Annotated in this window: 12 protein-coding genes; 6 read left to right on the forward strand and 6 right to left on the reverse strand. The window is 46.8% G+C overall.

Annotation, left to right across the window (positions count from 1 at the left end):
* Nucleotides 1–83: 83 nt before the first annotated feature.
* On the forward strand, nt 84–2,801 hold the full coding sequence (locus BC792_RS14855) for an outer membrane beta-barrel protein (protein WP_148909805.1): 2,718 nt from the start codon (nt 84–86) through the stop codon (nt 2,799–2,801).
* A 12-nt stretch (nt 2,802–2,813) separates the two neighbouring features.
* Entirely contained in the window at nt 2,814–3,605 is a 792-nt protein-coding gene (locus BC792_RS14860) for a GLPGLI family protein (protein WP_148909806.1), read from the forward strand.
* A gap of 47 nt (nt 3,606–3,652) precedes the next feature.
* On the opposite strand, the gene BC792_RS14865 is transcribed toward BC792_RS14860, so the two are convergent.
* From BC792_RS14865 to BC792_RS14880, 4 genes are all read right to left on the reverse strand, one after another.
* Nucleotides 3,653–3,997, reverse strand: a complete 345-nt coding sequence (locus BC792_RS14865) for a HopJ type III effector protein (protein WP_148909807.1) — start codon at nt 3,995–3,997, stop codon at nt 3,653–3,655.
* Nucleotides 3,998–4,782: 785 nt separating this feature from the next.
* Nucleotides 4,783–5,298, reverse strand: coding sequence for a hypothetical protein (locus BC792_RS14870; protein WP_148909808.1), 516 nt, complete (start codon nt 5,296–5,298; stop codon nt 4,783–4,785).
* Between the two features lie 120 nt (nt 5,299–5,418).
* A complete protein-coding gene (locus BC792_RS14875; RefSeq protein WP_246155117.1) occupies nt 5,419–6,156 on the reverse strand; it encodes an MBL fold metallo-hydrolase in 738 nt (245 codons plus the stop codon).
* 121 nt (nt 6,157–6,277) lie between these two features.
* Complete coding sequence (locus tag BC792_RS14880) at nt 6,278–6,835, reverse strand: TlpA family protein disulfide reductase (RefSeq protein ID WP_148909809.1); 558 nt, start codon at nt 6,833–6,835, stop codon at nt 6,278–6,280.
* 306 nt (nt 6,836–7,141) lie between these two features.
* Here BC792_RS14880 and BC792_RS14885 point away from each other — a divergent pair, with 306 nt between their 5' ends.
* Genes BC792_RS14885 through BC792_RS14900 form a run of 4 tightly spaced genes read left to right on the forward strand, consistent with a single transcriptional unit; the run spans nt 7,142 to nt 10,356 of the window.
* Nucleotides 7,142–7,693, forward strand: coding sequence for a YeeE/YedE family protein (locus BC792_RS14885; RefSeq protein ID WP_148909810.1), 552 nt, complete (start codon nt 7,142–7,144; stop codon nt 7,691–7,693).
* Between the two features lie 2 nt (nt 7,694–7,695).
* Nucleotides 7,696–8,103 (forward strand): DUF6691 family protein, encoded by a 408-nt coding sequence (locus BC792_RS14890; protein WP_148909811.1) that lies wholly within the window; start codon nt 7,696–7,698, stop codon nt 8,101–8,103.
* A 3-nt stretch (nt 8,104–8,106) separates the two neighbouring features.
* Nucleotides 8,107–8,928, forward strand: coding sequence for a sulfite exporter TauE/SafE family protein (locus BC792_RS14895; protein ID WP_148909812.1), 822 nt, complete (start codon nt 8,107–8,109; stop codon nt 8,926–8,928).
* A gap of 42 nt (nt 8,929–8,970) precedes the next feature.
* Nucleotides 8,971–10,356, forward strand: a complete 1,386-nt coding sequence (locus tag BC792_RS14900; protein WP_148909813.1) for an MBL fold metallo-hydrolase — start codon at nt 8,971–8,973, stop codon at nt 10,354–10,356.
* 418 nt (nt 10,357–10,774) lie between these two features.
* Here BC792_RS14900 and BC792_RS14905 read toward each other — a convergent pair whose 3' ends face one another.
* Together BC792_RS14905 and BC792_RS14910 are read right to left on the reverse strand one after the other, a co-directional pair.
* A complete protein-coding gene (locus tag BC792_RS14905) occupies nt 10,775–11,677 on the reverse strand; it encodes a serine hydrolase (protein WP_148909814.1) in 903 nt (300 codons plus the stop codon).
* A 75-nt stretch (nt 11,678–11,752) separates the two neighbouring features.
* Nucleotides 11,753–12,403, reverse strand: coding sequence for an NAD(P)-dependent oxidoreductase (locus BC792_RS14910; protein WP_148909815.1), 651 nt, complete (start codon nt 12,401–12,403; stop codon nt 11,753–11,755).
* Nucleotides 12,404–12,505 lie beyond the last annotated feature (102 nt).

The raw sequence follows: 12,505 nt of genomic DNA on the forward strand, positions 1-12,505 counted from the left end.
AAAAGAAAAGTCGAAAAGATGTAACTTTTTACTGGTGTCGTCTACTAATTGGTAGTTTATAAATTAATCGAAATTATAGAAATATGAAGAGACAGTTTGTCTTCGTTGCACTGATGTTGCTATGTATTGGCGTCAAGGCTCAGAAGAAGATATCAGGGACGGTGTTCGATGTGGCAGATCAGAAGCAACTGGAAAACGCGATGTTGATGCTTATAACGGCCAGCGACTCCATTCTTGTTGATTTTACGTATTCGGATGGTTCGGGTGGTTTCTCACTCCCGCAACCGGCGGGGGGGGGACATTTGTTAATCGCCAGCTATCCGAAGTACGGCGATTTTTATACGGCAATTGAGCCGGATGGCGATTATCCGACCTTAAGCATTGGTTTAACCAGCGCAGCACAACTGTTGGAAGAAGTTGTCGTAACGGGGCGGATTCCAATCAAGATTAACGGCGACACCACGGAATATGACGCTGGCAGTTTCACTGTCGAAAAAAATGCAAAAGTCGAAGATTTGCTGAAGGTATTACCGGGAATTACGGTCGATGCGGCCGGAAATATCACCGCACAGGGTAAAACAGTTAAAAGAGTGCTTGTTGATGGCGAAGAGTTCTTTGGCGATGACCCCACGCTTGTAACGCGGAACATACGCTCCGATATGGTCGATAAGGTTCAGGTATATGAAAAGAAATCAGAACAAGCCGAACGCACAGGCGTAGATGACGGACAGCGGGAACAGACGATTAATGTGAAGCTTAAGGAGAACGCTAAAAACGGAATGTTCGGCAAGGCGCTGTTAGGAGGCGGAACCGACAACTACTATATGGGCCAGATTATGGCTAACAAGTTTAAAGGCAGTCAGAAGATATCCGCGTATGCATTGTTTGGGAATAACGCGACAACCAGTCTCGGAAGAGAAGAGGCGGAAAGATATGGAGGAGATAGCGGCGTGAGCTACGGGGACGATGGGAGTACCTGGTTTTCCGGCGTAGAAGATCCTTTCTCTGGCCGTGGTGTGGTCGGCGTACCGAATGCTATCAACTCGGGCGTCACGTATTCGGATAAATTTAACGAGAATAAGCATAATGTGAATCTGAGTTATAAGTACGGGCGCATTGCCAGCGACGGAGAGGATGAGACGATCACAACGGGAATCATCAACAACAGTACTTTAAAGACGGTGGACACGGAAAATCAGCAGCACCGTTTGAATTTGAAGTATGATGTTAATCTCGACTCATTGAACGTCTTGACGATCTCTGGACATGCAAACAGAAAGAAGCTGTGGTACGACAATAACATCGTTTCCGAACAATATAACGCCGAAATGGCACCGATCGTCAGCAATGATAGCAGGGAAGTGTCGGACGCGGACGTCAATTCCTACGCGCTGGACGCGTTGTATACCCGTAAGTTTATGAAAAAAGGGCGCTCTCTTACGTTAAATGCTCAGATAAAGAAGGATGAGAATATCGGCGGAGGTTCATTGTTGGCCCGGCTACACAATTATGCTTCTGCGCGTGATTCGGTTACGGATCAGATCAAGAACAGAAATCAGAAAAGCGATAGCCAACGGGCTTCACTGACATATACGGAGCCGTTGTCGGAGGTCTTAAACATCTCGGTCGGCGCAGGGATAGAACGCAGCGAGAGCTCGTCGTTAATCGAATCCTTCAATAAGTCGGCGGCGGGTGTTTACGATGAGTTGGATCTCCGGTTCAGTAACAATTACACCTTTGACCGCCTAAGCAGTAATTATAAGCTTGCATTGAACTATAGGACCGAAAAGCTGCGGTTAAACCTTAGCAATAGCTTAAACAACGATGTGCTTAATCAACATAACAATTACACGGACGGCGAGCTGTCGCGTAGCTTTTTTACGTATAACCCGTCGGTGAGCGGTGGATATTCGTTTACCAAGAGTAAACACTTATGGGTTAACTACAACGGCCGTAACAACCTGCCGTCGCTTAGTCAGATCCAGCCGATAGTAGATAACACCGACCCTATAAACCGTTACATAGGAAATGAAAGTCTGAAGCCTTCGTTCAGCAACTCATTTAATGCTGGATATAACACGTTTAAATTATTAAGTGGCAGCTATTTTTATATTGGAGGATCAGCCTCGATGCAAAAAGACCCGATCAGTCAGAATATTACGAGCCGCGACACTATCAACGAATACCGTTGGAGCAATATTGAAGGAAAAAGTAACAGTAGTGTTAACTTTTGGACAGGCCACTATTTTAAGCTTGACAAAGATCTCGGATTGGCAAACTCTCCTCAGTTGTCTATTTCCAGCAGTATAAATTACAACTTTTTCAATGGAGACCTCAACAAGGTTAACACCACGGGATACAATTTTACGTATAACATTTCGCGGGAAACAAAAACAGGGCTGAACTTTAACATTGATCTAAGTCCGCAGTATCGTGTTATGAACTCAAACCTTCAAAGCAATACCAACAGCAACGGTTTTGTTTTTGGGTCGAATGGTAATATCGCCTACTTTTTAAGTAAGACGCTCAAAATTTATACGAACTATAGTTATCTTTATGAAGCGCCTACACAGGCGTTTGACCAGAAGTTTGAACAATTCCTTGTTCATCCCGGAATTAGTAAGAAGTTTCTAAAAAACGAGTCTTTGGTACTGGATTTTATGATCAACGATGTACTTAACCAGAACCGTGGTTTTAGCCGGTCTTCGGTGGCCTCGGTGTTTACCCAGCGACGGTTTGAGACTATCCGTCGATATTACATGTTGAAAGTATCTTGGGATTTTACTAAAATGTTTATTTAATCAGATTTGTATATGAAAGTTATTCAGTATATCTACTTCTTTTTAGCATTATCCGCCGGGACCGCGGCGAACGCGCAGCATGCGCTCTTTTCGAGGTCCGGAATAATTACGTACGATAAAACCATGTATATGAAAAATATCGTGGCGAAGCAATTTATAGAGAAAGCAGATGACCGGTCGAGACCGCAGTTTGAAAGTATGCTGCCGCGGATTCCGCAACAGGTTGTATTGAAGAAGACGCTTAAGTTTAACGATACGGAAACGCTGTTTGAGCCCGTCAAGTCGGATCTAGATGTACAAACGCAGCAACTCATCATGATGTTTGCACTTGATTTAGACGCGGTGACGCTATCGAATCTACGTACGGGCGATTACAAAAGGTACAACGACCTGATAGGAGAGAAGATCATCATTCAAGATACCGTCAAAAAGGTCAAATGGCGTATAACAGACGAATATCGGGATATAGCAGGCTTTAACTGCAGGCGGGCGAATGGGCTGACGCCCGATTCGGTGTACGTAGTTGCTTACTTTACGCCTGAGCTGCCGGTTAGCGGAGGCCCCGAATCCATCAGCGGGTTGCCTGGGATGATTCTAGGCCTGGTTGTTCCGAGCCAGCACGTTTCCTACTTTGCGAATAAAGTAGAGCGTACCGGCTCCGTCGCGATGGACAGAAAAGTCTTCGAAAACAAGAAGACGAAGGTTATGAGCAGGCAACAGATGATTGATCAGTTCTCAGCAACGTTGTCAGACTGGTTAAACAAGGAAACTGTCAGCTACCTGATGAAACTGGGGACGTTATAATTTAACCCCCGTTATCGTTTGACGGCTGGGCCGCGGATACGATACCTTTATCGTCTTTTCAAAACCTGGCCGTCAAAGGATATCCCTTCCCAGCCTGTCTTGCTGAACTGCCTGATGTTCTGATGACTGCTGCCTGCAGGATCTGCGCGCACGGCTTCATAGTGCTCGGCGAAAAGCGACAATGTATCTTCCGTTGATAAACCGTTTTGATGGGCCAACGAAAAAATTTTGGCACTTCCTTGGTTTTCGTGCGCGGCGTTCTCCAAACTACCGTTTTTAAATGCGGCAGGAGTGTACTCGTAGTAGCGCTCTATAAACAGGAGCACGTCGGAAAATTTAATTTTGTTTGCCGATAGATCGGCTAAAAGTCCGGTAATGTTTAATTCTTCCATATTTGTTGGTTATAGGCGCAAAGATAGTATTTCTCCGGATTTTCTGGGATTGGAAGATTTTTGGGTTCGATTAAGGGTGGTTGCATCAAAAAAACTTCTTTTTTGCTGTAATCCTAGACTTCGGCAATTTTACAACGATTGTCCAATGGGAAATTAACACATTGATAAATGAAATATTTGGAAAATAAGCTCTTTTTTGCTTGGCAGAACCTTCAAAAAAAAATGGCCGCGGTCATTTCTCCGACTGAAAGTTTGTTTTTGTAAAATGACCGTGGCCATTTTTTAAAACGAACGTTCCATTTTTTATTTGACCACGGCCATTTTGGGATATTTAGGCGTAAAAAAGCCGGCATCCCAAGGTGCCGGCCAAGCGGTTAAACCGCTCTTAGACGTAAGATCCGCTATCGCCCTCCAGATAGACGTCGTTCAGCGAACGGCCAAAACACTTCTTTAGCGCTGTCGGATGGGAATTGTCTATTTTCTGGATATATATATATTCATTTTTTTCTAAAGTTTTATAGTTAAATTTGTTTCTTGGCGTCATGTCACTGGCTCTCGGCGAGTTCCTGCACACCTGTCCAGTGCCCCGCGGGGACTACCGAACACGACAAACATACTAGGCCGATTCCAAAGGTCTGTCCAAAATGTCCGAAATTGGCACAAATGTCCTGAAATGTCCTAAAATGTCCAAAATGGTATAAAGGTCCGGCCGGCTGTTCTCAGTTTTTCTGGATCCGGTGAGAAAAGGCGCCTCTAATTCTTCTGGCCCCTATACTACCCACTACTCATTTCTTTACTGTTATCTGAATCGGCTGTCCATTTGCGATGCCGCTGACACGCTCGCTATTGTACTGTAGTATGTAGGTTCCGGCCGAGTCTATATGATAGGCTTTCTTTAGATCGAAACGGATACTGTCTTCGGCTCCGGGAGCGAGGCGGCGATAGGTGTCGGCGGGCGGGGGCATGATCCGTTTTGCCATAGGTCCTTTGTAATGGACTTCATTTCCCTGCGTGTCGGTCACCGTCAGGAAATTGCTAATGATGCCTTCGAATGGTGTATGGTATCTTGTATACTGTAGCGTGTCCGATGTGGGGTTTACTACTTTGAACAGTATGGAGATGCTATCTTTCACTCGGGCGTTTTGATCGGCACGTAGTACGGCAATAAGCGATGTGTCGGCAGGATGCCGTAACGCTTCGGCATGGTCTTGAACGGTGCTGTTTTGTTTACCTTGCTGGCAGCTCCCGAACGGCAGCATACATAAACCTGCAAAGACGAATATCAAGCTGTTTTTTTTCATTTCTATGTTGGTGTTGTTACTGACGGTCAGCTGCCCGCTTTGTCCTACTCGTTTTAGCCGGCGTTGCGGAGACCTTTTAAGTCGGTGTTGCCGGATGTTATGATGTTTGCAGGAGCCGCACTATCCAGGATGGTCGCCATATTGGACAATAGTTTCGCCCATATCGTGGTAGAAGAGCACTCTCCAATGTTCGTCTTCTGCCCGCTGTCGCCATGTCTGTCGGTCGTTTTTCGCTGATTCTCCATCGTAATCCGTCTTGTAAGCAATATTGAGATCAAAATATCCTTTCTGTGGTAAGTTGTCTGCCCCGTAAAAATAGGTTTTGTTTCCGTCTTTGATCCAAAAAACCTGATGGAAAGGAGAGTGTCCCCCCGTCACCTCGTACGAGATGTTATCTGAAATTGCTCCATGATCGTTACTCATCCAGACCACTTCTGATAAATTTTTAAGCGCTTCTAAGATCTCGCGGCTATAGGACGGGTTTTCGACTTGTTTCAGTGCATAGTAGAATTCGCGGGACTGCACATATATTTTTGCATTAGGAAAGTTCAGTTGAAAGACGCCGGTTTTCCAAAAACCCAACCCACTCACGTGGTCTTTATGTAGGTGCGAGAGCAGGATTGCGTCGATATCTTCTGCTGCAACTCCAGCCTGCTGAAGCCGTTGGTGGAGCAACAGGCCATTGTCATCCTGTGTCCCAAGTCCCGCGTCGAGCAGCACATGTCCGGTATCTGTCTTGATCAAAAATGGCTGGACGGCTACTTTTAAACCGTTAGGTGAATCCGGAACCAGTGGAATAAAGTCTTTCTCTTTGCTTACGTAGAAATTTCCTTCTTTTAATGCGATTGCTTCTATCATCGATGCGGCGTTTTCGTGTTTAAGAAAGCTGTGCGTCACAACAAAGATGCATAATAATCAGTTAAAAACGACCATAAAAAGCAGAATTTCTTGCCGTGAAGACGGTCCCGTACCCGTCTTGTTAGTGGTTAAGAAGGTCTTCGATCGCTTTCACGGTACCCGGAGCCATATAGTCCCTGCCGCCTTCCGCGCGCACTACGAGCTCGCCCGCTTTATCAAGGATGACTGTTGTCGGAATAGCGTTTCCTAAAAAGGAGGGAGGGATATCGCTGTCGGGCGTGTATACCGGAAGATCATAACGATTTTTGTCCATAAAAGCTTTCGACTTCCCGTAGTCGCCGTCGACATCGACCATCAAGAACACAATATCGTCACGGCTCTTAAAGGTCTGTTTCAAGCGGTTGATAGAAGGCATCTCGTCTATACAGGGCGGACACCAGGTTGCCCAGAAGTTTATAAACACGACCTTTCCCTTCAGTGATTGAAGTGTTATACTTTTACCATTTCCATCGAGAAAAGACACATCTGTTGAAGCGGCGTCTGCAGGAGCTTCTGGTTGTGGCGCGGAAGATCCGGTACTGTCTGCGCCGGCGTTTTGACTATTCCTGGCGGCATCGCAGGAAATCAGTACCACAAGTGCGGCTAGAGCCGGATATAATATACGTAGATTGATTTTCATGATAATAAATATGATGTCCTAAACCTACACAATTTCTTTTTCATGTGCAATACGGGCCTGCGGGGCGCTATGAAATGTTGTCAGACTGTATGTCTGGACCCGTTAAGTCTTTTAGTCGTATAGAGCAATGTTAAAATACCATGATATCCCTGAACTTCTTTGGACTATCTGTGTAATACTTTAGTGCGGCGTCGGAGTCTGCTACCATGTTTTATAGAATTTAGTTTATGTCACATTTATAGCATAATATCAATATTTAATAGGCGACATTTGTAGTTTATGGTATGTTTATAAAAAATAACAATTATGGAATGGTTATTAAACCCTTGGCCCTGGTACATTGGCGGTGCGCTTGTGGCGGCCATTATGCTTTCGCTTATCTGGCTGGGCAAAAGTTTCGGATTTTCCTCTAATTTTCGGACGATGTGCGCGGCTTTGGGCGCCGGTAAATCCTGCGAGTTTTTTCGTTTCGATTGGAAGTCGCAACGGTGGAACCTATTATTTTTATTAGGCGCAGTAATTGGTGGGCTGCTGTCGGCGCATTTCTTATCCAATGGAACTGCGCCCGCCGTTTCGTTGGAAACGGTAAGAAGTCTTCAGGATTATGGAATCAACAGCGCAGGGAAGAGTTATTATCCGACTGAACTGTTTGACGTCTGGTCTTTAAAGAATATCGTTTTATTTGTTGTGGGCGGTCTGCTGATAGGTTTCGGTACCCGGTACGCAGGTGGTTGTACGTCCGGACATGCTATTTCCGGGTTAAGCAATTTCCAGCTGCCATCGCTGGTTGCAGTTGCCGGCTTTTTTATAGGCGGCCTTTTGATGGTTCATGTCGTGTTTTCTCTCATTTTTAGCTGATTATGCGTAGTTTTATATATCTTACTTTGGGCGTTGTATTTGGTATGGCCATGTATAAAGGCGAAGCTGCTTCGTGGTTTCGCATATACGAGATGTTTCACTTTCAGTCGTTTCATATGTACGGCTTTATCGGTACGGCGCTCCTTATCGGCTCGGTTGGCACGCAGTTGCTGAAACGACGGAAAGATATCGACGGCCGTCCGGTGGTTATCCCTTCGAAGAAAAAGACGGTTGTCAGATATTTGGTGGGCGGCGTTATCTTCGGACTGGGGTGGGCGCTGGTCGGGGCTTGTCCCGGCCCCATATTTGTGCTGATCGGCGCGGGGATACTGCCGATGTTGCTGGTAGCAGCCAGCGCTGTGTTGGGAACGTACCTTTACGGTATGGTAAGGGACAGGTTGCCTCATTGATAGATGAACGTGCTCGATATTCAGATAATTTTCGGATTTTTGCTGGCTGTTGTCGTTGGTACGACATTAGGTCTGATGGGTAGCGGTGGTACTATACTGACAGTTCCTATTCTCGTATACGTAATGGGTGTTGATCCAGTGCTGGCTACCACGTATTCGCTGTTTGCTGTAGGTATCACGGCTGCCATTGGTGCCATCAGATCGGGGGCGCAGCGCAACGTCGATTTTGAAAAGGTGGTGGTGTTTGGGCTACCATCGCTTTTAACCGTGTTCCTCACCAGGACGTTTGTTCTCCCACTGGTTCCGGAGGTTTTCATTATAGGCACAAGAGAAATCCATCAGGCCGTGGTGCTGATGGTCATCTTTTCTGCTGTGATGTTTACTTCCGCCGTTTCGATGATTTATGGGGGAGATTTGTTTATTGGTACAGACAACCGCAGGATGAATGGTCGACGAGGGTACGCCGTTGTGCAGGGCGTGGCTGTAGGTTTTGTTACCGGTGTTGTCGGGGCAGGTGGAGGATTTCTGATTATCCCCGTTATGATCCAGTTTTTTCAGATGTCTATCCAGCGTGCTGTGGGCACCTCGTTAGTGATTATCGCAGTAAACGCTATATTTGGTGTCTTAGGGGACATCGAAAAATTGGGCGATATCGATTGGCCCCTGCTCGGGGGATATACCTTTTTTACGATTGCCGGCGTGCTGATAGGCTTCTTTCTATCGAACCGGATACCCGGCGGCGTATTAAAGAAGATGTTTGGATATTTAATATTAAGCGTTGGGCTTTACGTTCTTTTTAAAGAAGTTGTATCGCTTTATCGGTGAAATAAAAGCGATTTTAATTATTAAACGATAAAAATCTGTATTATGTTCTTTCAACAAATATATGACAAGACATTAGCTCAGGCCAGCTACTTCATCGGCTGTCAGGCAACAAGTGAGGCCATCGTTATCGACGCCAAAAGAGACGTAGATACTTATCTTGAAATCGCCAGACAGAATAATATGCGGATAACGCATGTGGTCGAAACCCATATCCACGCGGATTTTCTGGCAGGCACGCGGGAGCTGGCCGCCCTCACGGGAGCCTCCATGTATCTGTCGGACGAAGGCGGGCCCGATTGGCAATACGCTTTTGCCCATAAAGGGCTACGGGATGGCGACCGGCTTTTTGTCGGTAATCTCTCTTTAGAAGTGCTGCACACGCCCGGCCATACCCCCGAAAGTATAAGTCTTCTGTTGCGGGATCATCCGTCTTCGGACGCGCCGGTGATGGTGTTTACCGGAGATTTTGTATTCGTGGGGGATGTTGGCCGGCCCGATTTGCTGGAGGAGGTTGTTGGTGTCGCGGGTAGTAAGGAGGAGGGTGCAGCAGAGCTGTTTAGGTCATTACAGCGGTTTTCGCAGCTGCCAGACTACGTACAGCTGTGGCCCGGACATGGAGCAGGCTCGGCTTGCGGCAAGTCCTTGGGCGCCGTGCCAAGCAGTACGGTTGGCTATGAGAAAATCCGGAACTGGGCTCTTCAGCACCTTGACAATTTCGGGGCATTTAAAGATTATCTTCTACACGATCAGCCGGAGGTGCCAACCTACTTCAGCGCAATGAAGCGGTTAAACAAAGAAGAGCGTCCCTTGCTGTTAGAAGTACCAGAATATCCGGTATTGGATGTGACTGAGGTGATGGCAAAACCGGCTTATACTATCGTCGACTCACGTCACAAAAGTAAGTTTGCTGAAGGACATGTCGCCGGTGCCCTGAATATACAAAATAACAATGCATTGGCAACGTGGTGCGGATGGATGTTGTCCTACAGTGACCAGATCGTGATCGTTGCTCCGGACGAGGAGCGTGAAGATATCACGCGGAAATTGATGAGGATAGGCATGGATAATATCGCCGGCTTCGTGACCAACGTCGAGGGCGCTGACCTGGTTCCGGTCAAACTGTTGCAGGCAGAAGAGGTAAACAATCTAAGGAGCGAAGCGGTTTTGTTAGACGTGCGGAGCCAACGCGAATACAATGAGGGACATATTCCCGGCGCGAGGCATCGTTTTGTTGGCTTTTTGCCGCAGATGAACCTCGAAGATATGCGGCATAGCCCGCTGGTCGTGTATTGTCAGTCGGGGGATCGTGCAACTGTTGCCTATTCGTTTCTGGAAAGCAAAGGATTTGAACCGATTTTTCTTTATCCGGGGAGCTTTGCCGATTGGAAGGCTAAAGGGATGTCTATTGCATCATCCCGCGAGGGATAGCGTCGGCTAGGGGCGTTTATTGGCCGATAAGTTGAACCGGACTCCGTCGCTATACATGGGCACCCTTGGGAAGATCAGAGGGGGGCGGTTTATCACAGGCCATCTAAAAAACGCCGCATCGTCGTCGTTTCAAGAAGGGACGAAGAGCCCCAGAAGGGTTCGTTGCAGGTAAATCGAATAATGTGGATTTTTTGGAACGGCAGTAAGCTGCATCTTGGTCGTTAGATTTCTCCCTTCGATCGAAGCGGCGTTTCTGCGGTCTATAAAGACTCTTCCCTGCCATTGTGCACAAAAAAAACTGCTCTTTTCTGTAGCGCCCCTAGAAAGTTAGACACTTTCTGGGGGCAGTTTATTCGGACAGCCCCTTTTTCTACACATGCCTGTACGGTTTTTTGGAGGATGGAAGGCACCCGTCTATTTACAAAACGGGCGCATAGGGTTGAAACTTATCTTTCGGTTCAAAATAGTTCCATAGCGTATTGGCAATTTTTCGTGTAAGATTTTCGGCCTCGTTATCCCGTGTCCAGCTTTGATCCTTATTATTTTTTGTTAGCACAGAAAACACGAAATCGCCGGACGGGCCGTGTACAAGTACCACTTCGCCCCGTGCGTCATTAACGGAGCCCGTTTTTGAAGCGGTAGCAATGTGGGCCGGAAATTGAGACAGGGAGCGCTCATTATAGAACTGGTTTTTGAGGTATCGATACATCTTATCGGACAGACGGGGGGTAAAGACCTGTCCCTGCCGGATTAGAAGCATCAGCTGCGCGATTTCGCGCGGCGTGGTCTGTCCCCATCCATATTTTTTCCAGATATCCTCTCTTCCGGGAGTCCTCGAGTTTACTTTTGTATGCTTAAGCCCCAGCGAGTCCATGATTCTGTTAATCTCAGCTCCGCCTCCCGCAAGCTCCTGACACCAAATCGAAGCGACGTTGTCGCTATAAGTAAGCATCAACGAAACCATGGTTGAAAGATCTGTTTTCGCACTGTCCTTGTAAAATTGCATCAGTCCTGATCCCCCGTATACCCGGTTGGTATCGTATACAAAAGGGTCCGATAGCTGTAGCTGCTGTTGGTTAACTTTCTGAAACACGCCGACTAGGATAGGAACCTTTACGATACTGGCAGTTGGAAAAATGGTATCCCCGTTTAGACTTACGGTCGTATTTTTACCGAGGTGATGCACGTAGATGCCGATTTCTCCGCGAAAGCCATCTATCTCCTTTTGCAGGATTTTTTCCAATTTCATATCCCGTTTCTGGGCATACGTCGTAATGGTAAGTACACATAAGGCAAGGGCCATTGTTAAAACAGTTTTCATATGGTCAATTTGTTACTAAAATAACAAAAAGAAAACTGATTGTTGCTTTTTTGTGCGTAAATGTTTTAGATTATCTCAATATCCTGCAGTAAAACGTTTCTTAATAAACTGTCCGGATTCTATTTCATCTACGATAGCTACCGCGAGGTCTTCTACCGACAGGCGCGATTTACCGGCGCCGTCGAACACAGGGGTGTTCAGGGCGGTACGGTAGCTTCCGGTTCTTTTTCCGGATGTTTTCTGATTCATTTCGATTGCAGGGCTGACAAATGTCCAATCGAGCTCCTGTTCACGCTTTATCACCTCCAGGAAGTCCGCTGCTGCCAGCGCTCCCTCCTTTATTTCCTTCGGAAAATTGGGATCGTCCACGAGCCTCTTGCCATCAATCTCCAGGCTTCCGGCTCCTCCGACAATGATGATACGGCGTACCCCTGCCTCTTTTACCGCTTCCAGAATAGACCGGCATCCCCTGATAAAGTCTTCATATATGTTGGGGTTATCCCATCCGGCATTGAAGGTGGAGACCACAGCGTCGGTCCCTTTTATAGCCGCCGCCAGCGCTGTGACATCATTGACATCTGCCTGGACAGCCACGACGTGCTCGCTGTTTTTGAGGGCCTGCACATCTCTGGCAATAGCGGTTACGATATATCCCCGTTCTACCAGTTCCTTCAAAACCGGTTTTCCTACAAAACCGGTGGCACCTATTACTGCAATTTTTTTCATATTTTCTGTGTTTCGTTGCCGGGGTGTCTGTTTGATGTACGTCCCCGGACGGATGCTGACACTGTTGTTTGTTAGGGGACACCGGATTGTTGCTTCCGTCCC

Source organism: Sphingobacterium allocomposti, assembly GCF_008124885.1.
Taxonomy (GTDB): Bacteria; Bacteroidota; Bacteroidia; order Sphingobacteriales; family Sphingobacteriaceae; genus Sphingobacterium; species Sphingobacterium allocomposti.

What these genes read in the sequence shown, in the direction of transcription:
- BC792_RS14905 (WP_148909814.1), bottom strand. Translation starts at nt 11,677, where the DNA reads ATGAAAACTGTTTTAACAATGGCCCTTGCCTTATGTGTACTTACCATT.
- BC792_RS14885 (WP_148909810.1), top strand. Translation starts at nt 7,142, where the DNA reads ATGGAATGGTTATTAAACCCTTGGCCCTGGTACATTGGCGGTGCGCTT.
- BC792_RS14855 (WP_148909805.1), top strand. Translation starts at nt 84, where the DNA reads ATGAAGAGACAGTTTGTCTTCGTTGCACTGATGTTGCTATGTATTGGC.
- BC792_RS14880 (WP_148909809.1), bottom strand. Translation starts at nt 6,835, where the DNA reads ATGAAAATCAATCTACGTATATTATATCCGGCTCTAGCCGCACTTGTG.
- BC792_RS14895 (WP_148909812.1), top strand. Translation starts at nt 8,107, where the DNA reads ATGAACGTGCTCGATATTCAGATAATTTTCGGATTTTTGCTGGCTGTT.
- BC792_RS14875 (WP_246155117.1), bottom strand. Translation starts at nt 6,156, where the DNA reads ATGATAGAAGCAATCGCATTAAAAGAAGGAAATTTCTACGTAAGCAAA.
- BC792_RS14900 (WP_148909813.1), top strand. Translation starts at nt 8,971, where the DNA reads ATGTTCTTTCAACAAATATATGACAAGACATTAGCTCAGGCCAGCTAC.
- BC792_RS14865 (WP_148909807.1), bottom strand. Translation starts at nt 3,997, where the DNA reads ATGGAAGAATTAAACATTACCGGACTTTTAGCCGATCTATCGGCAAAC.
- BC792_RS14860 (WP_148909806.1), top strand. Translation starts at nt 2,814, where the DNA reads ATGAAAGTTATTCAGTATATCTACTTCTTTTTAGCATTATCCGCCGGG.
- BC792_RS14890 (WP_148909811.1), top strand. Translation starts at nt 7,696, where the DNA reads ATGCGTAGTTTTATATATCTTACTTTGGGCGTTGTATTTGGTATGGCC.
- BC792_RS14870 (WP_148909808.1), bottom strand. Translation starts at nt 5,298, where the DNA reads ATGAAAAAAAACAGCTTGATATTCGTCTTTGCAGGTTTATGTATGCTG.
- BC792_RS14910 (WP_148909815.1), bottom strand. Translation starts at nt 12,403, where the DNA reads ATGAAAAAAATTGCAGTAATAGGTGCCACCGGTTTTGTAGGAAAACCG.